Origin of the sequence: Roseateles sp. SL47 (assembly GCF_026625885.1) — a bacterium.
Classification (GTDB): Bacteria; Pseudomonadota; Gammaproteobacteria; order Burkholderiales; family Burkholderiaceae_C; genus Roseateles.
Genome location: NZ_CP113068.1, coordinates 1,976,967 through 2,003,304, shown reverse-complemented (window position 1 = coordinate 2,003,304; position 26,338 = coordinate 1,976,967). Strand labels below are relative to the sequence as shown.

21 protein-coding genes are annotated in these 26,338 nt (G+C 65.7%); 12 read left to right on the top strand and 9 right to left on the bottom strand.

Annotated features, from left to right (window positions below):
- Positions 1-112 precede the first annotated feature (112 nt).
- Positions 113-2,752 (top strand): diguanylate cyclase domain-containing protein, encoded by a 2,640-nt coding sequence (locus OU995_RS08670; protein WP_267835126.1) that lies wholly within the window; start codon positions 113-115, stop codon positions 2,750-2,752.
- Here OU995_RS08670 and OU995_RS08665 read toward each other — a convergent pair.
- Together OU995_RS08665 and OU995_RS08660 are read right to left on the bottom strand one after the other, a co-directional pair.
- Positions 2,721-3,227: a hypothetical protein gene (locus tag OU995_RS08665; RefSeq protein ID WP_267835125.1), complete on the bottom strand. Its 507-nt coding sequence runs from the start codon at positions 3,225-3,227 to the stop codon at positions 2,721-2,723. The two genes, OU995_RS08670 and OU995_RS08665, sit on opposite strands and share 32 nt — an antisense overlap.
- Before the next feature lie 188 nt (positions 3,228-3,415).
- Positions 3,416-4,378 (bottom strand): VTT domain-containing protein, encoded by a 963-nt coding sequence (locus OU995_RS08660; RefSeq protein WP_267835124.1) that lies wholly within the window; start codon positions 4,376-4,378, stop codon positions 3,416-3,418.
- 245 nt (positions 4,379-4,623) lie between these two features.
- Here OU995_RS08660 and OU995_RS08655 point away from each other — a divergent pair, with 245 nt between their 5' ends.
- Positions 4,624-5,595 (top strand): pyridoxal-phosphate dependent enzyme, encoded by a 972-nt coding sequence (locus OU995_RS08655; protein WP_267836213.1) that lies wholly within the window; start codon positions 4,624-4,626, stop codon positions 5,593-5,595.
- Between the two features lie 61 nt (positions 5,596-5,656).
- Positions 5,657-6,217 carry a hypothetical protein gene (locus OU995_RS08650; RefSeq protein ID WP_267835123.1) on the top strand — a complete coding sequence of 187 codons (561 nt, stop codon included), beginning with the start codon at positions 5,657-5,659 and terminating at the stop codon, positions 6,215-6,217.
- 175 nt (positions 6,218-6,392) lie between these two features.
- On the opposite strand, the gene OU995_RS08645 is transcribed toward OU995_RS08650, so the two are convergent.
- Positions 6,393-8,162 carry a PLP-dependent aminotransferase family protein gene (locus tag OU995_RS08645; protein ID WP_267835122.1) on the bottom strand — a complete coding sequence of 590 codons (1,770 nt, stop codon included), beginning with the start codon at positions 8,160-8,162 and terminating at the stop codon, positions 6,393-6,395.
- Between the two features lie 72 nt (positions 8,163-8,234).
- On the opposite strand from OU995_RS08645, the gene OU995_RS08640 reads away from it, so the two are divergent.
- Together OU995_RS08640 and ppk2 are read left to right on the top strand one after the other, a co-directional pair.
- Positions 8,235-9,614 carry an MFS transporter gene (locus OU995_RS08640; protein WP_267835121.1) on the top strand — a complete coding sequence of 460 codons (1,380 nt, stop codon included), beginning with the start codon at positions 8,235-8,237 and terminating at the stop codon, positions 9,612-9,614.
- Between the two features lie 10 nt (positions 9,615-9,624).
- On the top strand, positions 9,625-10,584 hold the full coding sequence (gene ppk2 / locus OU995_RS08635; protein ID WP_267835120.1) for a polyphosphate kinase 2: 960 nt from the start codon (positions 9,625-9,627) through the stop codon (positions 10,582-10,584).
- A 48-nt stretch (positions 10,585-10,632) separates the two neighbouring features.
- On the opposite strand, the gene OU995_RS08630 is transcribed toward ppk2, so the two are convergent.
- Positions 10,633-10,842, bottom strand: a complete 210-nt coding sequence (locus OU995_RS08630; protein WP_267835119.1) for a hypothetical protein — start codon at positions 10,840-10,842, stop codon at positions 10,633-10,635.
- A 196-nt stretch (positions 10,843-11,038) separates the two neighbouring features.
- Between OU995_RS08630 and OU995_RS08625 the strand changes: the two genes are divergently transcribed.
- Positions 11,039-11,647: a hypothetical protein gene (locus tag OU995_RS08625; protein WP_267835118.1), complete on the top strand. Its 609-nt coding sequence runs from the start codon at positions 11,039-11,041 to the stop codon at positions 11,645-11,647.
- A 5-nt stretch (positions 11,648-11,652) separates the two neighbouring features.
- On the opposite strand, the gene OU995_RS08620 is transcribed toward OU995_RS08625, so the two are convergent.
- The gene (locus OU995_RS08620) at positions 11,653-12,615 is read right to left on the bottom strand and encodes a TIGR03915 family putative DNA repair protein (protein ID WP_267835117.1); all 963 of its coding nucleotides are present in this window, start codon (positions 12,613-12,615) and stop codon (positions 11,653-11,655) included.
- A complete protein-coding gene (locus OU995_RS08615) occupies positions 12,612-14,072 on the bottom strand; it encodes a putative DNA modification/repair radical SAM protein (protein WP_267835116.1) in 1,461 nt (486 codons plus the stop codon). The genes OU995_RS08620 and OU995_RS08615 overlap by 4 nt, the downstream gene beginning before the upstream one ends.
- Before the next feature lie 191 nt (positions 14,073-14,263).
- On the opposite strand from OU995_RS08615, the gene OU995_RS08610 reads away from it, so the two are divergent.
- The 5 genes from OU995_RS08610 (at position 14,264) to OU995_RS08590 (ending at position 19,654) form a co-directional block, all read left to right on the top strand.
- Positions 14,264-15,418 (top strand): zinc-binding metallopeptidase family protein, encoded by a 1,155-nt coding sequence (locus OU995_RS08610; protein ID WP_267835115.1) that lies wholly within the window; start codon positions 14,264-14,266, stop codon positions 15,416-15,418.
- Positions 15,415-16,260: a transglutaminase-like domain-containing protein gene (locus tag OU995_RS08605; protein WP_267835114.1), complete on the top strand. Its 846-nt coding sequence runs from the start codon at positions 15,415-15,417 to the stop codon at positions 16,258-16,260. Before OU995_RS08610 ends, OU995_RS08605 begins: the two co-directional genes overlap by 4 nt.
- Before the next feature lie 140 nt (positions 16,261-16,400).
- On the top strand, positions 16,401-18,614 hold the full coding sequence (gene yccS, locus OU995_RS08600) for a YccS family putative transporter (protein WP_267835113.1): 2,214 nt from the start codon (positions 16,401-16,403) through the stop codon (positions 18,612-18,614).
- Positions 18,615-19,180: 566 nt separating this feature from the next.
- Positions 19,181-19,393, top strand: a complete 213-nt coding sequence (locus OU995_RS08595) for a cold-shock protein (protein ID WP_267835112.1) — start codon at positions 19,181-19,183, stop codon at positions 19,391-19,393.
- Between the two features lie 45 nt (positions 19,394-19,438).
- Positions 19,439-19,654 (top strand): hypothetical protein, encoded by a 216-nt coding sequence (locus tag OU995_RS08590; RefSeq protein ID WP_267835111.1) that lies wholly within the window; start codon positions 19,439-19,441, stop codon positions 19,652-19,654.
- A gap of 107 nt (positions 19,655-19,761) precedes the next feature.
- On the opposite strand, the gene OU995_RS08585 is transcribed toward OU995_RS08590, so the two are convergent.
- The 3 genes from OU995_RS08585 to OU995_RS08575 form a co-directional block, all read right to left on the bottom strand.
- A complete protein-coding gene (locus OU995_RS08585; protein ID WP_267835110.1) occupies positions 19,762-21,069 on the bottom strand; it encodes a PepSY domain-containing protein in 1,308 nt (435 codons plus the stop codon).
- Positions 21,070-21,082: 13 nt separating this feature from the next.
- The gene (locus OU995_RS08580; protein WP_267835108.1) at positions 21,083-23,326 is read right to left on the bottom strand and encodes a TonB-dependent receptor; all 2,244 of its coding nucleotides are present in this window, start codon (positions 23,324-23,326) and stop codon (positions 21,083-21,085) included.
- 143 nt (positions 23,327-23,469) lie between these two features.
- The gene (locus OU995_RS08575) at positions 23,470-24,090 is read right to left on the bottom strand and encodes a hypothetical protein (protein WP_267835107.1); all 621 of its coding nucleotides are present in this window, start codon (positions 24,088-24,090) and stop codon (positions 23,470-23,472) included.
- Between the two features lie 784 nt (positions 24,091-24,874).
- On the opposite strand from OU995_RS08575, the gene OU995_RS08570 reads away from it, so the two are divergent.
- On the top strand, positions 24,875-26,290 hold the full coding sequence (locus OU995_RS08570) for a hypothetical protein (RefSeq protein ID WP_267835106.1): 1,416 nt from the start codon (positions 24,875-24,877) through the stop codon (positions 26,288-26,290).
- The last annotated feature ends 48 nt before the right edge of the window (positions 26,291-26,338 follow it).

Here is a 26,338-nt window from a genome sequence, read left to right as displayed (position 1 = left end):
GCACGGACGGCAACGTCTTGTTTCAACGCAGATCGATACGACGAGAAAAAGTCCAGCCCCTGTCCCTTGATCGGCGGATGACGCCGTACGCCACACGAGGACAATCCAGGGCATGTCCTCCCTTGTCTTCAGCCGGTCATTTCACGCCGCTCTCCTGACGAAGAGCCTGCTGGTGCTGGGCCCGTTTTTGTCCTTGGGCCTGGTGCTGGTGGTGCTGTGGTCGCTGGTGGCCTGGTTTGCCGTGATTTATCCACGCTCGCTGATCCAGGAGGTGCAGGACGAGTTGCAGAACACCGCCGCCAACGCCGCCGGCGAGACCGGCGGCCTGCTGCACGAAGCCGAAGGCAGCCTGCGCACGCTGGACTTGCTGCTGCTGACGCGCCGCACCAAGGACCAGGGTCAGGACGCCACTGTGAGCCTGCTGACGGACACGCTGCGCGAAAGCTCGCGCGGCATGACCGACCTGATGCTGGCCAATACCGATGGTCGGCTCTGGCGAATTCCTTCCGGGAGCACGCCGTTTACGTCCCTGGGCCCGGACAGCTTCCTGCGGGAGCTTCGCGACAAGGGCGCGCCTCCGGTCATCGTGGGCGCGCCACTGAGCCTGCGCCCGGGCGGCCGGATGGTGCTGCCGCTCACCATCCGGTTGAGCGGCGACAACGGCATGTTCGAAGCGGCAGTGGCTTTCATTGATGTGGAAAGCCTGCTGCGCCTCTACCGTGCCCGCCAGCAGCGGCCCGGCATGGCCATCTTCCTGGAGCGGGCGGACGGCACGGCGCTGGCCCGCGTCCCCGAACTGCCCGACTTGTTGGGGCGCAAGGTGCTGGAAGATCGCCCCGAGCGCCGGTTGCCTGCCAGCGCACCGGCGGCCGGCCAGTTTGAAACCGGTGATGCCTCGCTGGACGGGCAGGACCGCATCGTCGCCTACCGGACCCTCAAGAACTATCCGCTGCGGGTGTTTGTCTCGCTGACCGAGGACCGTGTCCTGGGCGGTTATCTGGCGCAGCGACGTGCGGTGCTCGCGTTTTCTCTGCTGGTGAGCCTGACGGCGGTGGGGCTGATGGTCTGGCTCACCCGCGTGCAGCACCGGAACCAGTTGGCCGAAGCCGAACGCGAAGCAACGGCGGACGCTTCACCCATGGGCCTGTTCCGGGCCGCTTTGGACGGCCGCACTGTGTATGCCAACGAAACCTATCTCCAGCTGCTGGAGCTGGACCGGGCGCAACTGGCTTGGGGCTGGCTCGACCGCCTGCCGGAAGATCAACGCGACGCGGCGCGCCAAGACTGGATCACCAGCGTGCGCGACGGCCATGCCATGGACCGCCTGCGCCAGCTCACCCGGGCGGACGGCACCGAGATGGTGCTGGCGGTGCGGACCCGGCCAATGCGGTTGAACGGGCGCATCGTTGCCTACGCTGGCACCGTGCTGGACGTGACGGAGCCGGTCCGGCAGCAGGAGGCGGCGCGCATGCTGAGCGCCATCATCGACAGCTCCCCCGACTACATCGTTCAGACCTCGATCGACGGGCAGATCGTCTATCTCAACCCGGCAGTGCGGCAGCGCCTGGGCATGGCCGACGATGCACCGCTGAACGATCTGCATCAGTCGCAGTTTTTTGTGCAAGGCGGGCATGAGCGATACCACCGGGAGATCCTGCCCGCCGTGATGCGCGACGGCCACTGGCATGGCCGCTGGGCCGTGCGGACGCGCTCGGGGCCCCACCTGCCGGTGGACTGCACCCTGATCCTGCATCGCGACGAACACCAGACCGTCCGCAACTTTTCCTGGATGCTGCGTGACATCAGCGCCGAGCTGGCCGTGGAGCGGGAACGGGAACGCACCCAGGCAGTGATGAGCGCTGTGGCTCGCAGCGTCCCCGTCGAGATGTTGGCTGTAGACACCGACGAGCGGGTGCTTTTCTGCAACCGGACGCTGGAACAGCGGCTGGGGCTGCCGTCGCGTGCCTGGGAAGGTCGGGCCGCCGATCAGGTCCTGGGCAGCACGCTGTATGCGGTCGTCCAGCCGCTGATCCAGCGGGCTCTGGCAGGCGAATCCAGCGTGGTGGAATGGCGTGACGAAGAAACCCCGGACCGCGACGCCCCGCGATATCTGGAGCTCAGTTATGCCCCGCTGCTGGGAGAAAACGGCACGCCCATCGGCGCCTACGGCGTGGGCCGTGATGTAACCGACATCAAGGAGGAACAGATCCGATTGCTGAAGGCGTCCAACACCGACACGCTGACCGAGCTGCTCAACCGGGCCGGATTTGCCAGCCATGTGGAGACCGCTCTGCAGCGGGCCCGCGACCGGGGCGAGCTGGTCGCCCTGCTCTATCTGGACCTGGACCGGTTCAAGCCGGTGAATGACGAATACGGCCATCCGGTGGGCGACGCGCTGCTGAAGGCGGTGGCCGGCCGGCTGCGCCATGCCTTGCGGCCGCAGGATCTGGTGGCGCGCCTGGGCGGGGATGAATTCGCGGTGTTCCTGCACCATGTGGCCAAGCCGGACGATGCCCAGGTGGTGGCCGAAAAGCTGGTGCATGCCCTGAGCATGCCCTTCCGGATCGGCGCCCTGGAACTGCACATCGGCACCAGTGTGGGCTTCTGCGTGCAGTGGGCGCGGCAGGTGGAAATCAACGCACTGGTGACTCAGGCCGATGCCCAGCTTTATCACGCCAAACGGGCAGGCCGGGGGCAGGCCCGGGGCAGAGTCTGTTCCCTCAGCCCGGAGCCGAAGGCGCCGGCTGTTTGACCCGCATCAGCGTCATCTGCAGCAATTTAGCGTCGGCACTGGCGCGGTGGCGCCGCAGTTGCACCTCGTGGCGGATCTGCTGTTTCAGATCGCCGAATCGATGCGCCTCTTCTTCGCTGAGCAGGCTGCGCAGGTCGTCCAGCTTGAAGTGCTGGTGCATGCCGACGCTGTCATACAGCTTGGCCAGCCAGCTGTAATCAAATGCCCAGCTGTCGGTGTAGACCGTCTGACCCGCCAGGCGGCGGTTGATTTCCTCCGCGACCCAGCCGCGCGGCCGCCCATGGCGCAGCAGACACTCGCGTGAAATGCCGTGCAGCGCTTCGGCCTGCGTATCCCAGTGGTCCCAGTCGGGTGCGGGTTGGATCAGCGAGCAGAAGGGCAATCCGCGCCCTTCCACAAAACCGATCTCGATCGGGTAACTGCCTCGGCCGAAGCCGGACGCTTCCAGATCCAGGATGGTGGGCATGGACTGCATGCCCGCGAGTATGCAAGTGGCGGGCCAGGCTGGGCGGTGGGTGTCTCCTCGAAATGAGGGACGCCGACGGCCCACCGTCACCATCCTGGGCATTCGGGCAAGGATTTGCGGAGCAGCACCCCCACCCGAGGCGGGGTCACTTCAGTCGCGACGAGGATGCAGCGCTACCGCCGGGGCTGCCGTGGCAATCAAGCAAGCGATTCACTGGTCGGCGGCGTGGCCGCAGCGCGGCGCCGTTCCACCACCTCCCACGCGTCCAGGCCCCCTTCCAGGGCCAGCACCCGGGCATGCCCGCGGTCCAGCAACTGGCGGGCACCAGTCACTGCGGAGATTTCATTGGGGCAGTTGCAATACAACACCAGCAGCCGGTCCTTGGGCAACTGGTCGGATTGCTCCGTCAGCCGGGCCAGGGGGATGGGCAAGGCCCCGGGCAGCGTGCGCGGGTCGGCGGCGCGGCCGGTGTCACTGCGCACATCGATGAACACAGGGGTCATGTCCTGATCCATCAGCGCGGCGGCATCTTCCACACTGATGCGCTCCACCTCCCCCTGCATCCGGGCCATGGTGTGACGACGCCACCAACGCCACGCCACGGCCACCGCCAGCAGCACAACGATGGTGACCAAGGCCCATTTGCCGGCATTGGCCAGCGCGTCCAGCACTTCCTGGATCTGATTGCTGAACACCAGGCCAAGGCCGAGGAAGCACAGCGTCCAGACCAGGCCCGCCACGGCGTCGTAGGCCACAAACCGGCGCCAGCCCATGCCCAATGCACCGGCCATCGGCGCCGCCACTACGGAAATACCAGGCAGGAATTTGGCGGCCAGGAGCGAACTGCCGCCCCAGCGGGCAATCAGGCTCTCGCTCTGGCGGACGCACACATCCGGCGACAGGGACACGCGGCAGAGCAGCCGCAGCACCCGGTGTCCATGCATCCGCCCGGCCACGAACCAGACCGCATCACCCAGGACATTCGCCAGGACCGCCGCCACCACCAGGCTGAGGCCGGACAGCCGCCCTGCGGCCGCGAGGCCACCGGCCACCACCAGCAGAGGCGCGGCAGGGACCGGGGCTCCAATGCGCGCGGCCAAGGTCACCAGGAAGATGAGCAGGAAGTCATGCTGGATCAGCAATTCAATGAGCGCGCGCATGGGTGCATTGTCGCGGTAGATGAACGCACCCATGGCCGGTGGGGCGATCGTTTCGCGTTGCAGGGACGCGACCCTTTTGCGGTCCGTGCCCGGGTAGACGAGGATTGATCCGCCGTGCGCACGGGCCGCGCCCAACTTTGGGGCGTCGTGCCGGGGTGTCGTGCCGGGCCGAACGCCCCGATAGCGAAAGCCCGCGTGGCACACTGGCTGTTCCATGGATCAGCCTCTGTCCGACCGTGCCGCACCTGCATCCCCCGCCTCACTCGCCTCAAGCCTCCCAGGCTCCGGAAGCCCCACTTCACGCGGCCACCCCGCTGATTGAATCCCTGAGCCTCGGCGCCGGGCGCTCGCCTCGCATCCATCTCAAGATGGAAGCCTTGCAGGTGCCGGGCTCCTTCAAGATTCGTGGGGTGGGCCATGCCTGCCAGACCTATGCCCGGAGAGGCGCCCAGCGTTTCATCACGTCCAGTGGCGGCAATGCCGGGCTGGCGGTCGCCTACGCCGGTCAGCAGTTGGGTCTGCCGGTGCTGGTGGTGGTGCCCGAGACGACCAGCGAGCGGGCGAAGTCCCTGCTGGCGCTGTTTGGGGCGGACGTGCGCGTCCACGGAAAGACCTGGCAGGAAGCCAACGAACTCGCCATGCAGGTGCTGACGCCGGACGCCGCCTTTGTGCATCCGTTCGACGACCCGCTGCTGTGGGAAGGCCATGCTTCGATGATCGACGAGGTGGTGGCCGCCGGTCTGCGGCCGGATGCGGTGGTAGTGGCGGTGGGCGGCGGCGGGCTGTTGTCCGGCGTGGTGGCCGGGCTGGTGCGCCAGGGCTTGGGCCATATTCCGGTGATCGCTGCAGAGACCTCCGGTGCGGCATCGCTGCATGCAGCCATGGCGGCCGGTGCGCCGGTCACCCTGCCGTCCATCGACAGCATTGCCACCTCGCTGGGTGCCAAGCGGGTGGCGGAGCATGCCTGGGCCCTGACGCAGACCCATGACATCCGCAGCGCACGGGTGTCCGATGCGCAAGCGGTGACCGGCTGCCTGCGCTTCCTGGACGATCACCGTGTGCTGGTGGAGCCAGCCTGCGGCGCGGCCTTGGCGGTGGTGTACGACCAGCCGGAGCAGCTGACGGGTTTTGAGCATGTGCTGGTGATCGTCTGCGGCGGCGCCACAGCCACGCTGGCGCAACTGCAGCAGTGGGGGCAGGCCGGACGAGGCGCCTGAACAACGTCCTTGGGGGCAGCCACCCTGCCCTTGGCCCACCAGTTCGGGTAGGCTCGCGGCCGTGATCACCCCGACCGTTTCGAGCGCCGCCGCCATGGGCGAGTTGCAGCCGCCTCCACCAGCCACCGCCCAGCTGGAAGTGCTGCCTCCCTTCTTCGCCGTTTCGCGCAAGAAGCTGGTGGTGATGATGCTGTGCAGCTTCAACTTCTATGCGGTGTTCTGGTTCTACATGAACTGGCGACGCATTCGGGACCGGGAACCCGGCATCAACCCGGCCCTGCGCAGCCTGCTGGCTGCCATCTTCTGCTACCCGTGTTTTGCACGCATCCAGCGCCATGGTCGCGCGATGGGGCTCAGCCTTGGGCTGCACGCAGCGCCAGCGGCGATCCTCTGGGTCTTGCTGCAACTGATGGGGCAGTTCGAATCCCCGCTGTGGTGGGTGCCGCTGCTGGCGGTGTTGCCCATGGTGCCGATCCAGTCGCTGGCCAACGCCATCAATGCGCGGGAAGTGCCCGCGCATGAACGCAATGACCGTTTCAGCGGCTGGAACTGGCTGCTGCTGCTGGCCGGCGGCGGCACGCTGATGCTGGCCGTGCTCGGGGCGCTGATTCCGGGGACCTGAGCGCGCTGCTGCTGCAGAGTCTGGCAGCGGCTGTGGCGCTGCTGTGGCAGCCACTTCGGCTGCTGCTGGCTGTCACAACCCACTGCTGGGTGCTCATGGGTGCTCATGGGTGCTCATGGGTGCTCCTGGGTGAGTGGGATGGGGCATAGAAGGATGGCTGGCAAGTGGGCTTGTTTCACGCCAGCCCTTGACTGGCCAATCGGCCAAGCAGTTGAACAGCCGCCCGCCGCGTCTCGTCCAGGGCATGGGCCGTGGTCAGACGCAGGCAGGCATCAAGGGCAGTCCCTGCGGTGAACACAGCGCCCGGCACAAAACTGACACCATGCTGCCGGGCCGCCGTGAGCAGACCCACGGCGTTGAGACCCTGCGGCAGCGTCAACCACAACTGATGCCCGGCCGGCGCTGCTTGAACCACCGTGCCGGAGGGGAAGGCGGCCAGAACCGCCGCAGTCCAGTCCTGCATCCGGCGAAGCAACTGCCGCCGCAGGCGCCGCAGATGCCGATCCGCATCGGGGCCCGCCAGAAAATCCGCCATCACGGCATCGGTGAGCCCGGGCAGCAACTCGCCATGCACGGCACGAGCGGCGGTCAGCTGAAGACGATGACGGCCCGACGCCACCCACCCCACCGCCAGCCCGACCCCGGTGATACACGCCGTGCTGCCGCAATGCAGCACGCGATCCGCCGGGTCGAAGGCCTTGAGCGGCCGGGGGGCATCGGGGCGCAGGGGCAATTCACCAAACAGATCACATTCGATCAACGGAAGATCGTGGCGCGTACACAGGGAGACAAGCGCCCGGGCAGAGTCATCGTCCCAGCTGACCCCTGCGAGCGCCGAGCTGGTCATGTCCACGATGCACAGCACGGGAGGGTCCGCTGCGATCTGCTCGGCCAGTGCGCGCACAAGCCGCTGCGCATCGTGGACGCCCGACGGTGACCGATCAACGCGCTGTGAATCAACGAGAGGTGAATCAACGCCATCGGCGTCAACCCGGTCGGCGTCAACGCCATCGGAATCCACGCCACCATCGGAAAGCGCCCCGTCCGCAGACAGCTCCACGACCTGGAGGCGCCGGGAGTGCAACAACTCCAGCAGCCGCAGCGGCACCGGCCGGGTGACGGCCACGCGGTCACCCGGTTGGGTGAGCACTTCCAGGCACAGGCGCAGGGACTCTCCCTCGCCCTGTGTCACGACCACCTCCGACGCCACGACCTCACATCCCCGTCGATTCAACCGGTCCGCCAGCCGCTGTTTCAGCCGGGCGGACCCCGCCACCGTAGCCGTTGTGATCGCCGGCGCCCGCAGATGCCGATGGAAGAGGCGCCTGAAAGCCGCTTGCGGCAGGAGCTCATCCGGCAGGGCCAAGTGGCCCAGGGACAGGTATTCGTCCCGCGCAGCGGCCAGCGCCATCAGCCGTTCGCGCCGTGCATCGAGCGCCTCGGGCAGTCTGGGCGGTGTGGATGTCGTCGGCCCCGGTGGATCGGCAGAGGCCGGGCTGGCGAAGAAGCCTTGCCGCGGGCGCGCCTCGATCCACCCCGCATCCTCCAGGCGATGCAGCGCATGGGTGACGGTGGCAAGACTGGCCCCGTGCGTCTCACACAACTCACGCACCGAGGGCAGCCGAGAGCCCGGCGGAAACCGCCGGTCCCGCAGGGCTTGGGTGAGCTGGTCGGCGAGCCGTTGATAGCGAAAGGTCGACGATCCGGCAGGGGACCTGGGAGCGTCTGCGGGAGGGTCTCCGGAGGAACTCCTGGAGGAGTCTCCGGAGGAATCCCTGGCGGATTTCCGGGGAAAGGGCTTGGCAGATGAAGGCAAGGCACACACGACGGAGCGGAAACCGTCACGATACCGCGCGCAAGGCCAGATGGATCGATACAGAACCTGTGGCCGACGATGGATACAGCTGGGGCTACCCCACGTGAGCTGTGCATCGGAGCTGTGCATGGGGGCTGTATCCATCGGCGGCATGGTGGGCTGGGTCTGCCCAAGACGTCCTGCGCTGCCTAGAGTGCCGCCATGCGCCTCCGACTCCAATTTCCCTTCCGTGTCATCGACCTGCCGGGCTCCGCCCGCGCTCTGCTGCTGGTGGAACTGCTCAGCCTGTGTGCCGCCAGTGTCGGCCACGGCGCAGTCCTGTGGTGGATGGCAGAGGCGCTGGGTGCCGTGGCACTGACCACCTACAGCGCAGTGCTGGCCCTGGCCACACTGATCAGCGTGCCTGCCCTGTCTCCATTGGGAGACCGGCAAGCCAAGGGGCGCCTGATCGCTGGGGCTCAGGCCGTGCTGCTGATGGTCGCTGCCCTGTTGGCGGTGACGGCCTGGCACCAGCCCCTGAGCCTGGGGCTGCTGATGAGCTGCGGTGTCATCGCTGCCGTGGCACAGGCCGTGTCGCAACCGGCTCAGTCGGCGATGCTGGTGGAGGCCTTGCCCGCAGAACAGGTCACGGCGGCCATCCGCTGGCGGCGGGCCCTGCAGGCGGTGGGCAGCCTGTGCGGCCCGGCCTTGGTCGGGCTGGCATGGTCATGGGGCCAGATGTCGCTGGCCCTCGCGGTTCATGGCGTGCTGGCGGCAGCATCGGCAGCGGTGGCCATGACCCTCTGGCGCGTCCCCGCGACTGGCATGCCCCCCGGGCGCGAGCGTTGGATCACGTTGCTCAAGGCAGGCTGGAAAGCCAAGTGGCGGGTGCGTGTGGACCGATGGTGGACCCTGTCAGGCGCCCTGATGATGCTCTTTTATGCCCCGGCGGTGGGGCTGCTGCTCCCCTTGCGGCTCCAATCCATGGGCGCGTCGGCCCTGTGGATGGGTGCTTGCCAGGCTGCATTGGCGGTCGGCGTCCTGGTGGGTGTGTTCGGCGCGACGGACGTGCTGTTCCAGCGCCTGGGGCGATACCGGTCCATGATGATGGCGGTGAGCCTGTGCGGCCTGTGTGTCGCCGGGATGTCCGTGGGTCGCCATGCGCCGTTGCTGGCGCTCTTGATGGCAGTCATCGGGTTTTGCATCTCGGTCACCCAGTTGACCGGGCAGACGGTCCGGTCGCTGGCCGTGCCGGAAGATTTTCGGGCGCGCATGGCGGCGGCGCAGTTGACGGTGGCGTCCATGGCATCCACCGGTGCGCCCCTGCTGGCAGGAGGGCTGCTTCAGCACGGCGCCGTGGAAGACGCCTACCGGTGGGCGGGTATCGGTTTCCTGGCGTCAGGGCTGCTGCTGCTGGCGGTGCCCGGCCTGCGCCAGCTCCTGGCGCTCTCCCCGTCGGACGCACAGGGCTGGTATGAACGACACTACCCGCATGCATTCGTCCGCAGGGGCTTCGTGCCCCCTGGCAGGGACAGTTCCAACACACCCGTCACGACGCCGTCATTGGACCGTTCAATGATCGACCGTTGGACACAACAATAGAGGCAGGACCATGAGCGGGCGATCCAACGAGGGTGATGAGGAAGAACGCAAGACCGGCGCGGACATCGATGAGAAGGAACTCGTCGCGCGCATCCGCCGCGATCTGCTGGACGGTTATGACGAAGAGCTGGAACTCGAGATCGAGGACCGCGCCGTGGACGAGGCCCTGCTCTCCCTGAACGTCAACTGCGACGAACACAGCGAACGGCTCTCCTACTTCAAGCACTTGTTCCGCCTGCAGCGCGAATTGGTGAAGCTCCAGGACTGGGTGCAGCACACCGGCCAGAAGGTGGTCATTTTGTTTGAAGGGCGGGATGCCGCCGGCAAGGGCGGGGCGATCAAGCGCATCACCCAGCGGCTGAACCCGCGCGTCTGCCGGGTGGTGGCCCTGCCCGCCCCCAACGACCGCGAACGAACCCAGTGGTACTTTCAGCGTTATGTGCCGCATCTGCCTGCGGCTGGCGAGATCGTGCTGTTCGACCGCAGCTGGTACAACCGGGCCGGCGTGGAACGCGTGATGGACTTCTGCACCGAAGACGACGTGGAAGAGTTCTTCCGCTCCGTGCCCGAGTTCGAGCGGATGCTGGTGCGTTCCGGCATCCGGCTGATCAAGTACTGGTTCTCCATCAGTGATGAAGAGCAGCACCTGCGCTTCCTCGGCCGCATTCACGATCCGCTGAAGCAATGGAAGCTTTCGCCCATGGATCTGGAGTCCCGCCGCCGCTGGGAGGACTACACCCGGGCCAAGGAATTGATGCTGGAGCGCACCCACATCCAGGAAGCGCCCTGGTGGGTGGTGGCGGCGGACGACAAGAAGCGTGCACGCCTGAATTGCATCCAGCATCTGCTGGACCACTTCCCGTATCACGAGGTGGAGCGGCCTGAGGTGCATCTGCCGCAGCGCGAGCGGCATGCCGACTACATGCGGCAGCCCGTCCCCCGTGAGATGTTTGTGCCGGAGCGGTTCTGAGCAGTTAGTTCATGCCTGCGGCGCGGCCCGGCGGCAGGGGCTGAAACCTCAGGCCCGCGCCCCCAGGGCCATCTGGCGCTCCAGCACCGCCCCCAGCAGCCGGGCCGCACCCGCGCCATGGTCCAGGCCCGTGCGGGCGAAAGCAGCCTTGAGCTCATCCAGCAGGGATTGAGCCGGGCAATGCTGGATCAGCGCGAGTGCGCCATCGAAGTCGCCGTTCTCCACATGGGCGATGACTTGGGTACTCCAGGTGTCCATGATGTCCACTTTCAGTTGTTGGCCTGCCCTGCGACCCGATGGGCTGCAGGGGCGCGACAGGGCAAGTGGCGAGCCTCCAGGAGGCACTTCCTCTTGTCCTACGACACAACGCCCCATCGGCTGGCATCACAAGGGCGGGCGTCCCGGTACCGTGGCAGTGATTCGAACACGACACCACCACGACCAAGACGACATCATGAACGCTCCAGCCTTCGCCCATTCCGATCTTCCGTCTGCGACGTCCGCTTCCCCGTTGGTGGTTCACGCCGACGTCGAAGCGGCAGGCCGTGTGTTGATGTCCTTGGCCTTCCGCGCCGAGGACGTGCAGGCGTTTGGCCTGGCTCGCCGCTGGACCAACGCCGCCGTGGATCAGCTGCGAGACCTGGCACGCCTGACCGACCCGGTCGATGAGGCGCGGGCGGAAGCCGGCTTGCGACACGCGATTGCCGCGAACCCGTGTGACGCGGCGGCGTTCTCGGAACTGACCTCCCTGCTGAGCCGCCAGGGGCGTCATGACGAAGCGCTGGAGGTGGTGGACCAGGCGCTGGGATGGTGCAGCGATGTGGCGATGCTGCAGCTCCAGGCCGGGCGTGTGTTGTCCGCCGCAGGGAGAAAAGCCGAGGCAGTTGAAGCCCACCATCGTGCGCTGGCCTTGGACGGCGGCTTGGCCGACGCGCACTATGAGCTGGGCCTGCTGTATGAAGACCTGGGGGAGCCGCGCCTCTCCGCGCGTCACTTCCGTGCCTTCAGCCGTGTGCAGTCACAGCCGCAGTCGCAGCCGGCGGGCACTGCGCTGGTGAACTGACGGGGTCAGGCATCGGGCGGGTCCTGCCCATCTCGCTGGATGGGCTGCATGGGCCGGATTTTTCGTGGCGTGGTCGCTTCCGAGCTAAGCATGTTCTCCACCCGCCCCTGGGCCTGAGCAATCAGCGGTTCGATCAGGGCCGCTTCGGGCAGGTTGGCCCAGTAGCGCCGAGGCATTTCCTTCTCCATCATCTGCACCTTCAGTCGGGCTGGATTGAAGATGCTGCGGTAGTAGGTGAGCCATAACCCGGCGCCTGCATCCATCGGCGGCACGTCTTCCCGCCGTCCAGCCGGGCCCTGCTGGAGCGCCTGTCCATCCCATGACATCGAGCAGCGCGGCGTCAGGATCGCCCACCGCATGTTGGCGAAGCGCCGCGCAAAAAACGGCGTGGCCGCTTCTTCAATGAAATGATCGGGCTCAAACCAGGCCAGGTATTGCTCACCCTGCTGATCCTCGACCGGAAAGAAACGCACAAACGCATGCATCTTGTGGATGGCGCGCCGCACCTCACGCGCCATTTGCTCGGCCCGGCGGCGCTCGGGGTCCAGCGTGTCCTGCCAGAACGAGGGCATGGCCTTGAGCCGCCATAGCAGCCGGTACATCAAGGCGAATCGTTGAGGGTCGCGGTGGAGCAGTGTGGTGTCGCACAAGCGGACAAAGCTGGCAGGCACGGAGAGGCGGGGGGCGCTGGCCGGGCATGGCCCTTCCGCTGGAGGCTCGCGGTCATCGAGCGCATGGGGCTCCTGGCGCTCGTGACCCCCTGGGCCCTCATGGCCCTCATGGCCCTCATGGCCCTCATGGCTCTGAGGGTCGGATGAGGCCAGTTCTGCGGCGCCCCAGAGATCGTCCGGCGCTTCTCCGGTGGACCAGTTCACGTGGTCCGGGTGCGCCCCTGCGGCCAGCAACGCGCGGGCTGCACGGCGAAAGCCCGCAACATCCGCAGGCCCCTGAAGAACCACCCGCGTCATGCGAACAGGCCCAGTTGAACGGGAGAAACGAGCGGGGGGATGGAATGGGGAATGGAATCGGGGACAGGATGGGGCACGACGATGCTGGCTGCGTCGGACGTGTCGGACGCAGCCGACGCGTCCGAAGCTTCGGGTGCAGCGAGTGCGCCAACACCCGGGTTGATGAGCAGCATTCGCGAAGATCCGCTTGCTGCCCGGCGCGAAGCGGAGCCAGCGGCATCCGCCCATTGCTTCAGCAGATGCTCGCCCACCTCCGCCCGGGGCCGGTGCCCCTCCGCCACCACAAACGGCAGCACCTTGCGCAGCGGCACCTTCATCTGCCGCAGATCGTCCGCCCGTATGCGCCGCAGCCGTCGCGACTGCAGCACCTTGGCCACCGACTCCACGCCCAGGCCGGGCACGCGCAGCAGCAACTCCTTCGGCGCGGTGTTCAGGTCCACCGGGAAACGCTCGGGATGGGCCAGCGCCCAGGCCAGCTTGGGGTCGACATCCAGCCGCAACAGGCCGGTGCCGTCGTCCACGATTTCTTCATGGCCAAAACCATAAAAGCGCATCAGCCAATCGGCCTGGTAGAGCCGATGCTCACGCACCAGCGGCGGCGATTTCAGCGGCAAGGCCTGGGAGGCATCGGGAATCGGACTGAAAGCGGAGTAATAGACCCGCCGCATGCGGAAGCTGCTGTAGAGATGCGCACTGCTGCGCAGGATGCTGCGGTCATCGCTGCCATCGGCGCCGACGATCATCTGCGTACTCTGCCCGGCCGGCGCAAACCGGGGTGGCTTGGCTGGCCGGGTGGCAGCGCCGGGAATCATCCGGATGGGCGTGGCCGCCGCCGCCTTGCGCGCCTCCTTGGCATCGTCGATATGCAGCTTGAGCCGGCCCATGGAGCGCCGGATGGCCCCCCCATTCTTTTCCGGGGCCAGTTGCTGCAGGCCCTGCTCTGTGGGGAGTTCAACGTTGATGCTGAGGCGGTCGGCATAACGGCCGGCCCGGCGGAGCAGGTCCTCGCTGGCATCGGGAATGGTCTTCAGATGGATGTAGCCGCGGAAGTCATGTTCTTCCCGCAGCACACGGGCCACCTCCACCACCTGCTCCATGGTGAAGTCCGGGCTCTTGACGATGCCGCTGCTGAGAAACAGACCTTCGATGTAATTGCGCCGGTAAAAGTCCAGCGTGAGCGACACCACTTCATCCACCCGGAAGCGCGCCCGAGCCACATTGCTGGATGCACGGTTGACGCAGTAGAGGCAGTCGTACTGGCAGTGATTGGTCAGCAGGATCTTCAGCAGCGAGATGCAGCGGCCGTCGGGCGCATAGCTGTGGCAGATGCCCATGCCTTGCGTGGAGCCAATGCCTTGACCCTTGGTGCTGTCCCGCTTGTCCGTGCCGCTGGAGGCACAAGAGGCGTCGTATTTGGCGGCGTCGGCCAGGATGGCCAGCTTGCGGTTGATGTCCATGGTACTTCTGCGAAATTGCTGGATAAATATACAGCCTTTGCAGGCTCATGGATGTCAGCAGACAGTTGGTGTGGGTGGGCCCCGACCACCGATGATGGCGCCCCGCCCCCACGCCTGGCAGGCTTGGGACTTGCCTGGAGGCGGTATCCCTTCCTTGTCCAACCTTCCTTGTCCAACCTTCCTATACCCTCATGACCTCCACGCTTGCCCGAAATTACCAGTGCAGTTGCGGCAAGCCTGTGTTCTTCCGCAACTCTTCCTGCCTGTCCTGCGGTTCGGCCCTGGGCTATGTGGCGGATGAAGGGGCGCTGTATGCGCTGCGTTCGGCCGAGGCGCCGGACCGGTTCTATCTGGACGGGCGGCGTGGCATTCCTTACCGCCGCTGCCAGAACTTCTCCAGCGCGATCGGCTGCAACTGGTTGGTGCGGGACGACGGCGGTGCCACGGCGGCGCTGTGCCTGAGCTGCCGCCTCAGCCGGATCATTCCGGACCAGTCCTACCCGGGCAACGCCGAACTGTGGCGCCGAATGGAGTCGGCCAAACGCCGGATGGTGTCTCAACTGATCGGTTTGGGACTACCGGTGGTGCCGAAGGCGGACGATCCCGCCCGGGGCCTGGCCTTCGACTTTCTTCACTCCGAACCTGGCGCACCGGTGATGACGGGGCATGCCGGAGGTGTCATCACGATCAACATAGAAGAAGCCGATGATGCATTCCGGGAGCGGGCCCGCGTCCAGTTCGGTGAGCCCTACCGGACCTTGCTGGGGCACCTGCGGCATGAGGTGGGGCATTACTACTGGGATCGACTGGTGGTCCAGACGGCATGGTTGACACCCTTTCGGGAACTGTTCGGCGACGAGCGGCAGGACTATGCCGCCGCCCTGAAGCGCCACTACGACGCGGGCCCGCAAAAGGGCTGGAAGCAGCGCTTCATCTCGGCCTATGCCGGGGCCCATCCATGGGAGGACTGGGCGGAAACCTGGGCCCACTATCTGCATCTGCGCGACACCTTGGACACGGCTCAGAGTTTCGGCATGGTGGTGGGCGCCCAGACGCTGGACAGCCCGGACGGCAGGGGCCCGGGTGGCGCGCCCTTTCTGGCCAGGGACCTGTGGCGACAGGACCATCCCACCGGGCTTGAATTCCTGTCGCTGCTGCGGGACTGGGTGGCGGTGACCTGCGTCATGAATGAGATGTCCCGCGCCATGGGGCAGCCGGACTTCTATCCCTTTGTGCTGCCGGCGGCCGTGGTGGCCAAGCTGCATTTCATCCACTGCCTGATCGACGCGCATTCCGACGCCCCTTCGGCCAGCGCGCAGGATGGGATGTCCGGAGTGGCCACATGATCCGGATGAATCTGCATTTCGAACTGGACTATCTGGTGAACGACGGGCATGCGAGCCTGCTGTTGAATGTTCAGCCGTCCACCACCGCTCATCAGCAGGTCGGGGATGAACGTGTGGAGATGACCCCCGGCGCCACTTGGCACGAGCGTGGTGTGCCGGGCACGATGAACCGGCTGCTCAGCGTGAAGGCACCGGCGGGACGGTTTCATCTGACCTACCAGGCGGCGGTGACCGGCCGGCCTCTGATTGAATCAACAGCGCTGCTGATGGAGACGGAGGTGTCCAGTCTGCCGGAAGAGGTGCTTCCCTACCTGATGCCCAGCCGCTATTGCGAATCGGACCGGCTGCTCAACTTTGCCGAGGCGACCTTTGGCGCGCTTCCTGCGGGTTACGAGCGGGTGCTGGCCGTGCGGGACTGGGTTCGCAAGAAGCTGAGATATGGCAGCGCCGGCTCCACCACACGGACGTCCGCGGTGGAGACGCTGACCGACCGTGTGGGGGTGTGCCGGGACTTTGCACACGTGATGATTGCGCTGTGCCGTGCCTTGAGCATCCCGGCTCGGTATGTCACGGGAACGGACTACGCCAGCAAGCCGATGGACTTTCACGCTTATGTGGAGGTGTGGCTGGGCGAGCGCTGGTACATCTTCGACCCGTCCGGCCTGGGCATCCCGATGGGCTATTTGCGCATCGGCACCGGGCGCGATGCGGCGGATGTGGCCTTCGCCATGTTGTTTGGCGATGTCAGCTCGGAATTCGCGCCGCTGGTGCAGGTCACGCCGGTCCAAGGGCCGGGGTTGGTGCTGCCGCATCATGTGGAGGGGGCGTTGTCGACGGCGTGAGGCACTACCGTGTGTCCGCGCCGTCACAAACGACAATTGAATCCCTGTGCGGGCAGCTTCAACGACGCCGCCCGCGAACCCGACCGCATTCGGCTCGATACTTGCTACCTCGGTGCCGGTAAGCCAAGGGAGGTAGGACGGTGTTGACTGCGGGTGAAGTGAAGGGCTGGTGGCAACTGGGCTACCAGTTGTGGCAGCGCGAAGCCGTGTCCGGCAGCTTGCGGGCATTGCTGGCACTCGCCAGCCTGATGGCCGGTTGCTGGTGGGGTGGCCACATGTCCGCCGCACTGCCGCTGTTGCTGGGCGTGATCGCCAGCGCCCTGGCAGAAACCGACGACAGCTGGCGGGGGCGCCTGCGTGTCCAGTTGATCACCCTCGTCTGCTTCACCGCGATGGCGCTGGCCGTGCAGGCCAGTCTGGGGCACTCCGTTCTGCTAGGGGTGCTGCTGGCCGTTGCTGCCATCGTGCTCACGCTGCTCGGCGCCCTGGGTGAGCGTTATCGCACCATGGCATTTGCCACCTTGGTGCTGGCCATTTATGCCTCGCTGTCCTCCAAGCCCCATGCGGTGGAGGCCGTGGCCTTGCTGTTGCTGGGCGCCGCCTGGTATGGGGTGATCTCGGTGTCATGGGCCGCGCTTCTGCCCACGCCGCCGGTGCGGCAGCATCTCGCTACCTTGTACGAAAGCCTGGGCGAATACCTGCGCCTGAAGTCCGGCCTGCTGGAACCGGTGCGCGGCGCTGATCTGGAAGGCCGCCGCGTGGCGCTGGCGCTGCAGAACGGCCGTGTGGTGGAAGCCTTGAGCCGGTGCAAGGAGGCCCTCTTCAGCCGCAGTGGCACTGGCACACCGCCGGCCTGGTTGCGCGAGGCGATGCAGGCCTATCTGGTGGCGCAGGATGTGCACGAGCGCACTACGTCCTCGCATGAGCACTATGAAGTGCTGGCCCAGCACTTCTTTCACAGTGACGTGCTGTATCGCTGCCAACGCCTGCTGGCCCTGCTGGGTCGCGATTGCCGCAGCCTCGCGCGCCACATCCGCCGTCAGCCGCCCTGGAAGCGGCATGGCACCACGGCCCATGCGATCGAAGACCTGCAAGAAGCATTGCGCCACGTGGAGCAGGCCCCCGGGCCACGACATGAGGGACGGGACCGAGGGCTGGCGGCCTTGCGGGGTCTGGCCGCCAACCTCACCGCGCTGGACCTCGCCCTGTCTTCTGCCCTGCAACCGCCGGAACCGCTGGCCGACACCAGCCTGCTGGATCGAGACCCGCGCAGCCTGGCTGAAGCCTGGCAGCGTCTGCGTGCCCAGTTGAACTGGCGCGCGCCGTTGCTGCGCCATGCCTTGCGGCTGGCCGTGGCGCTGACGGCGGGTTATGGCGTGATGCTCAGCACGGGTGACAGCCACGGGTTCTGGATCTTGTTGACCATCGTCTTCGTCTGCCAGCCGCAATATGGCGCCACGCTGACGCGTCTGGCCCAGCGGATCAGCGGCACGGTGCTGGGGCTTGTGGTGGGCTGGGCACTGCTGCGCCTGTTCCCGGACCTGCTGCTTCAAGCCGGCTTCACCGTGGCGGCCGGTGTGGTGTTCTTCGCCTCGCGGCACACCCGCTACACCCTGGCCACGGCGGCCATCACCTCGCTGGTGCTGCTGTCGTTCAACCAGGCGGGTGACGGATTCGGGTTGATCCTGCCCCGCCTGCTGGACACGGTGGCCGGCAGCGTCATTGCTGGGCTGGCGGTGTGGCTGATCCTGCCGAGCTGGCAGTCCCATCAATTGCACCGCCTGGCGGGACAGGCGGCGCGCAGCCAGGCCCAATACCTGCGGGAGATCATGGCGCAGTACCAGACTGGCAAGCGGGACCATCTGGCCTATCGCCTGGCGCGACGCAATGCGCATATCGCCGACGCAGCGCTCTCCCGCGCGTTGGCGGCGATGCGTCAGGAGCCCCTGCATGTGCGTCATCTGGCGCCGCAAGGCATGCGGTTTCTGGTGCTCTCGCACACCTTGCTGAACTATCTGTCGGCGCTGGGGGCTCACCGCAATCAGCGACTGGCGCTGCCGGAGGATGGTGCGGCGGCTCGTGCGGTGCAGACGCTGCTGATCACGCTGGACGCGATCGCCAATGCGCTGGAGGCCCAACCGCCGCGCGTTGCGGCGGATCTGGTTCTGGCGCCGGAACTGGTCCCGGCCCTGACCTCCTCAGCGCCTGACTCGCTACGGCTCGTACAGGCACAACTGGCGCTGTGCCTGCGTTTGCTGCCGGACCTGCATGCGCAAGCCGTGGCACTGGTGGAACCGACCCAGGAGGCGCCTGCGGAAGTGTCGGCTGAATTGCGGTTGAGTCGGTTTCGTTGAGCGCTGAACGCAGCGCCTTGCCAAATCGAAAGAGTCACTGGGCAGGTGTACGGAGAAGACGTTCAGGGAGACGGGGTCCGTGATGCTGGCCGACTGCCTGCCGGCACTTACTTTTTTCAGGAAAGAGAAGCACCGTTTCTGAACAATCGGGCTTTCCAATCGAAAACAACTCCAACAGTTGAGCGCGACACGAATGGTGATGGTCGCTTCAATTTAGACGATCACCTTTTTTGATTTTCGTCCTGTGAAGCCGCCTGAAACCCGATCGCTGTGAACCCGCTGGGCATCGAGGTTCCACGCGGACCGTCTGTTTTGAGAGAACTTGCCGCGAATGCCCCTTTTATCCGAAAGGCACCCCTGAATCGAGAACCGCGTGTTAGAGTCGGCTCATAGATTCGCCCAAGACCTTTCCTCTGAGGTCTTTTTCTGCGGCCCCGCTGGTCTCCCCAAGACCTCTATTGCGAGCGGCTCGCTTCAGCATCATCCCCCCGCTGTCAGTTCTTGCGTGTGTCTACCCTGTGTGCTTCCGCACGCCGGGAACTTCCGTTCATCCCAAAGGAAACAACATGACAACCAAGACCGGCACCGTGAAGTGGTTCAACGACGACAAGGGCTTCGGCTTCATCAGCCCCGCTGATGGCTCCAAAGACCACTTCGCCCACCACAGTGAAATCCGCAGCGATGCGGGCCGTCGTAGCCTGGCTGAAGGCTCGCAAGTCGAATTCGAGTCGAAGAACGGTCTCAAGGGCCTGCAAGCGGCCAAAATTCGAGTGCTTTGATCCGAAGGGCCGCTGGTCGGCCCCTCCTCCCCACACAAAAAGAACATGCAAAACAAGAATATCGAGGTGGGACGCTACATCGTCTCGCCCATGAGTCACGCGGATACCGAAGGTCAATTCGTGGCCTCCGTCTCCATCCGCTCCGGCACCGGCGCTACCAGCACCGACCGGATCTGGCGCTTCATCCATCGCTTCCCGTCCTCTGCCTCCGCGCTGCGTTACGCCACCACCGAAGGGGCGAACTGGGCACGTCGCCATTGAGCACGGGACCCTTCACAGGGTCCATGGCTGAGACCGCTTCCGATCGGTAGCGGTTCGGAGCAGCGGTTCCGGTGAGCCACCCGAGGCAGTACCGGCAGCGCTGGCACTTACCCCGCGCTCGGCCCGTTCGGCTCCATCGCCTGGGGCATCTGCGCTGCAGAGGGCTGCTGCCTGGCGGCGGCCCGCCGACGGCGCCACCATAACCACAACCCCGTCCCCAGCAGCAATGCGGGCACCCCTCCAAACACGCTCCACAGCATTCGCGCGGCCCATCCAAAGGCTTCGGCGCTGTGCAGCGGGAACAACCAATTCAGCAGCACATTGCCCGCCGGCGCATGCAAGGGGTCATAGCGACTCAGCAACTTGCCGTGCGGGCTGAGCCGCACCCGTGTGTTGCCCGTGTCGGCACGGGGCTCCCCGGGCTGCAGCAACCGCACCTCCACCGGGCCGGTGCCCGTGGGTAGCGTCAAGCGGCTCCATTGCGCCTGCGGAAATTCCTGCTGGGCACGCATGACCCATTCATCTGGGGTCAATGCCTGAGTCTCGGCAGTGGCAGTGGCAGTGGCAGTGGAATTGGCTTTGGCCTCGGTCGTTGACGCCTGTTCGTCGGAGGACGCTTGAGTGGCGGCAGACGCTTTCATACGGGGCAAGCGAGCATCCGCTTGAGTCGGCAACAGGGCCCCCACCCATGTCCGTGTGGTGTCGCCAAACACCAGCGCGGCACCGGTCAGGCTCAGCAACAACAGCAAGGGCGCCAGCCACAGGCCCACCGTGCGGTGGACGTCATACCAGCGACGGGCCGGTGCTGAATCCCAGCGTATGGTCAGCACACGCTGCCAGGACGCCCAACGGCGGGCTTGCCTCGGCCACACCAGCACCAGGCCGCTCAGGCCCAGCCCGAACAGCACCAGTCCACCCGTGCCTGCCACTGTGGCGCCCGCTTCCCCACTCCAGAAGTAGCGATGCAGTTCATACACGGTGGGAACCAGGTGCGCAGCATCCCACTTCACCAGGCCTCGATCCCGAAAGCCCAGGTAACGTCCACAGACCGGATCAATGAAATGCTCACGGCGCACGCCCTTCCCATCGCGGCGCTCCCACACCTGATACGCCGCCCCCGGTTCGTGCGGCGCAACCACAATCGCGGCGCGACGACCAGGGGCATGCTGTTGCAGCAGCAAAAGGACCTGCGCGACGGTGGTCGGCGGCGCCACGGTGGGCTCGGTCTGCGCAGGAGGGGGTGTGGTCGGCCCTGTGTCACACACTGCCAGGGGCTTGAACCAGCCAGGATTGAGTGCTGCATCCAGCTCCGCCTGCCAGACCAGCAGGCTGCCACTCAGCCCCAGCACCACCAGCACCAGGCCGGCCACCAGAGACGCCCATCGATGAAGCCAGCTCAGGCCCTTGCGCCACATGCCGTTGACCGCCTTAGAAGCTGCGCCGCCAGCTCAACGTGAGTGATCGTCCCCGGCCAGCGTAGTAGTCGTCTGCGGTGCCGGAATAGTTGGCCTGCGCGTAATAGGTGAGATAGCTGCGATTGAAGAGGTTTTCCACGCCCACGCCCAACTGACCCCACGGCGAATCCCAGCTCACCGACGCGTCCGCCACGGTGTAGCCCTTGAAATGCTCTTCCAACGAGGTCTTGCCGGAGAACTTGCCCACATTCGCATCGCGCGAGAAATACACCGACTGCGTCCAGTTCGCCTGCCATCCCGGCGCCAGGCGCCATTGCGCCCCCAGCACCAGCTTGTCCGGCCCTTGCGAACGCGCGCCCAGGTCCAGATCCAGGCTTCCATCAGCGGTGCTGGCCGTGCGGCCTCGGGTCAATGCATAGCTGCCGTTGAACTGCCAATCCTTGGAGGGGCGCCATTCACCGCTGATCTCGAAGCCGCGCACGGTGATCGGCACACGTTGCACCGACCCGATGCCATTGCTGACCACCAATTGGCTGCCCAGATCCGAATGCGAGCGATACACCGACGCCGACACACTGCCCTCACTGCCGCGCCAGGCCACGCCGACTTCAACGTTGTCGGTCAGGATGGGCTGCAGGTCCACCAGGTTGGAGACAGAGCGGCCGGCGGAATTGACGGCCCGCAGGATCAGGCCCACATCCGGGGAGCCAAATCCTTCGTTGTAGGACACAAAGCTGGACCAGCCGCTGTTGCCGAAACGCCAGACCGCGCCGAGGTTCTTGACCAGCTTGCTGGCGCTGCGCTCGCCGCCTTCGACCGCGCGGCTCCCGTAATACGCCAGCGTGCTGTAGTCGTCCACACGCAGGCGGCTGTGTTCATCCCGCAAGCCGCCACGCACGGTCAGTGAGCCCCATTCGTATTCCAGCTGGCCAAACGGCGCGAGGCTGCGATAGGCCATCGGCGGCACCCACACCCGGTCGGTCTGGGTCAGGCGCTGTTGCGACTCGTCGTCCAGGTAGTCCGCGCCCAGGGTCAGCTCCAGTCCCGGCGTCCAGAAGTCCGGACGCACCCAGCTGGCGCGCACGCCCCATTTGTCGGCCTTGATTTCACTCTGGTCCACCAGCGTGCCCACCGGGGCAATGCTGGCGTCCTGGAAGGTGGCAATCACGCCGCCGCTGTAACGCGCGCGGAAGTCCTGCTTGAAAATCTGCAGCGACGCTGCGCCCTGCGCCAGATCGGCATGGGTCCATTCCAGGCTCGCCGAGCGCACCTCATTGCGAGGCGCGTCATACGCCAGAGTGCCGGGTGCCGACGTGGTCGGTTGCCCGGTGGCCCGGTCGCCGGGTACGTCCACCCGGTCATCAAAACCATCAGCACGGTACCGGTTGAGCATCAGCTGCAGCCGTTGCGGACCAAAATCCTTGCCGATCTTGATGAAACCATCGGCGGACTGATGCAGGGACTCCGTCGCCAACGGACGTCCGGCACCATCCACCCCGATGTCTTGCAGCCGCGTGCCGACGTAGGCCACCACATCGAAGTCACTCTTGTGCTCCACCATGTAGCCGGCCTTCCAGCTGGCGGTGTCCCCATGGAACTGCGTGCCGTATTTGAGTTCGACCGTCTGACGGGTGCCCTCTTCGGTGGGCCGTCGGGTGATGGTGTTGATGATGCCGCCGGTGGCGCCCATGCCTTGCGCGGCGGATGCGCCGGACACCACCTCCATGCGAGAGACGATCATCGGGTCCGCAAAATAACCTTCCCGACCGCCCAGGCGCAGCGGATTGGTCTGCGGGATGCCGTCCAGCAGCAACAATGCATTGCGGCCCCGTAAACCCTCTCCGAAGTTGCTCAGTTTCTGGCGCGAAGGCGCATAACCGGGAATTTGGAGCGCCAACAGCGCGCTGGGGTCTTCGCTGACCAAGCCCTGGGTATCGATCTCCTGCCGGCTGATGACGCTGACAGCCCCGGGAATCTTGTCCAAGGCCTTGGCGCCACGGGTGGCGGTGACCACCACCTGGCCCAGGGTCTGGACGCCGTTGGTGGATGCGGACTGCGCGGTGGCGTCAGCGTTGGCCTGAGCGTTGGCAGCGGCGGCGGTTGCGGTGCTGGAAGCGGCGCCCGCAGGTGCCGGTGCAGCGGCGGCCGATCCGGTGGCGGCTACGCCTTGGGCCAGGACCTGGGCCAGGACCTGGGACGACGGGACGCTAAAAAGACAAACGCTGGCCCAGGCCAGCGCATGGAAACGCAGATGCATGCAGGACTCTCGAAGAGCAGACTCAGAAGGGTGGACAGGGCCACCGGCTGGTCCGACACAACGGTTGGCTGAGCCCCTTGGCTGGGGATTCTAGCCGGTTGTTGAGAATTGCTCTTATTTGTAGAGGCCTGCGGTGTTGCAGTTCAGCGGCGGTTGATGCAGGTGCGGTTGTAGTTGTCCTGCATGTTCTGCAGCAGCTCCCGCTGACGGTCGTTCAGCGTGGAGAGACTGGCGCGCTTGTCGGCAATCACCGCGCGCATGTTGGCGCACTGGTTGTCCAGACGCTGGCCCTCTGCCTGTTGGGCCGCAGCCATCTGGCGCTGCTCGGTGCGCATACGGTCCTGCTCACGCTTGTCGGCATTCACCCGCTCCTGTGCTTCCCTCACCTGGTAATCGCATTTCGTGCGGTAGTCCTCATAGAGACTGCGCAAGGTCTGGCCCTGGATGCCCCGCACGGGCGCGGTACGGATGGCTTCTTCCATCTCCGCGCAGGGGCCCACCAGATATTTGGCGTGCTCCGGGGGTTTGGGGATGGTTGGCGTGTAACTGTAGGCACGAGCGCGGGGGTCCCCCTGCTCCACCGGCCCCGCGCCCCCCAGCTTGGTGCCGCCCGTCGCGGCGTCTGACGTGCCCCCGCAGGGGCGATCCGAGAAATACACCTGCCCGGTCGCCGAACTACAACGATAGGTGGCTGCCAATGCGTTCTGCGAGAACGACAGCCCAAACCAAGCCAGCAGCACCAGCATCCAGTAACGCACAGACATGAGATTTGTCAGATTTGTGAGGCAATGTGAACCGCGAATTCTGCTGGAGCTTGATGCCTGACCCGAGCGGGTGAACCCGGCTCCCCCCAAGAGGGCGAATGGGTGTTGCGAGGGGGCATCAATGAATGATGTCCATGGTGATGATTTCGCCGCCTTCATTCCATCGGCGTTGTCATGCGCTGTCCCGTTTTGTGACGCTGTTCCACCCCCTGCGTTTGGCGATGGCCGCTCTGGTGCCGGTTGCCGCGGGGGGCATCGCGTATGCAGGCAGCCCCGCAGGGGCATCGGTCCTGGTGCCGCCTGATGAGCAGGTTGGGGGCGTGTCGCCATCGGTGTGGTCTCAACGCTGGTGGGACTGGGCGCCTCCTTTCCGACTGAATGGAGCCTCGTCGCCGACAAGACCGGCGAGCTGTGCGCAGACAATCAAAGCGGCGAGGTGTGGGCCCCGGCCGGGACCTCCTCCTGCGGCGGCCCATGGTGACGACGCCGTGCTGAAGCCGCTGCCGCCCAGGCGGCACGTGGTGGAGTTTGGCGGCTCGTTGCTGTCGATGTCGCAGGCGGTGACGTACACGCTGATCGTGGACTGAGCAGGGACGCAGTGAACGGGCACGCAGAGCGCGGGACGTGAAGGGTCCTGCAGGCGCAGCGCTGATCGACTCGCGGCGCGCGCCAGCAGACAAAGGTCACATGACGGCGGAGGGCACCGCCGCTACCCTTGCTGGCTGAATGACGGGATCAATGGGCTCGCCGCTGTTTGACGCACGCTCTCCCGCCTGGAGCCCCAATGATTGCCCAAGCCGACTTTGCTGCCCTCTTCCGTGGACACCCTGTGCCGGAGGAACTCTCCCGCCTGCTCGCTTTCCAGAACGACCTGGGCACCCAATACACAGAAAGCCTCTATCTCACGCTGAGCGAGACCCATGGATTGGTCCACGGGTGGTCGTCCGAGCCCGCGTTCCTGGAACGTCTGGTTGCCTTTGCCGTGGCGAACGGGTCAGGGTCGTTTTATGCGCTGTGGAATCCCGAGGACGGTTCGCTACCGTCCCAGTGGCCCGTGGTTGTGTTTGGCGACGAAGGTGGGGAATGGGTGATTGCCAGCCATGTGCGCGACCTGCTGCAGCTCGCGGCGCTGGACGTTGAGCCCTACGTGGCGCACGACCGTGTCTTTTTCTACATCGACGAGGATGACGATGAAGAGGAAGACGACGAAGACAGCGAATTCGATGAGGGCATTGACGCCTACAGGGACTGGCTGAAGTCGACGCTCGGGCTGAAGGCCGTCGAAGACCCGGCGCCTGTTGTCGATACGGCTCAAGCCCGGTGGCAGGCGGCCTTTGACGATTGGAAGCGGCCGTTTCTGGAGGGCGCTGCCTCGGACTCGGACCTTGGCGATGGTGACGACAGTGGCGATGACCACGACCAGGCTGGCGCTACGAGTGAAGACGCGCGGAGTGAAAGCGAGGATGAACCGGGCACCGCTGCGACGACCCCGGCAAACGACACCCGCCCCGACTCCCCTGAGCGCCGATTGCTGCTGGATTTCATGACCAACGAAGCCGGTGCGCTCACACGCGGTGAGCAAGGCGATTTCTGGCCGAGCCACCATCACCAGATCACCCCGCTGATCGGACGGGCCGGCAAGTTTCTGAATGAGGGCGAGCAGACGGCATTCTTCTATCACCTTCTGCGTTTGGATCACGCTCCCTCGTTGAAATCCGAGGAGGACTTCAGGCTGCTGTACCGCGCCTATGAAGCCCTGCGCAGCATCGTGTGGCGCGGCTATCCGGTCTGCATGCTGCCCGTGCATGCGGCGCTGTTCCTGTTTGGGCACGACCAATTCGGGCGGCTGCCCTCTGAACCGACGCCCTCGCTGGCCTTGTACCGATCGTCCCTGGAATTTCTGCGCTATGCGAGGTCCTTCTCACATATGCCGGGGATCATGAGCAAGCGCGACAAATTCGTGGAACTGAGCGCAGACCGGGCGCTGGTAGCGCGGGTGCGCAAGACGCTTGTTTACGACGATGTGCAGACAGAACTCGGCCAGCTCTGGCTCTGGGCATTTGTGTTCCTCACGCTCCAGGTCGAAGACGAGGCTGCGGCAGTTGTTGAGCACCTGCGTGCGCAGGCCGCTGAAGCGGGTGACGACAAGCATCTGGAGACGTTGGCGCGATTCATGAAAGCAGCCCAGCTGCCGTCTTGAACCGACGCGAGCCGGTACTGAAGAGCTCAAGCGCAATTCCATGCTGAT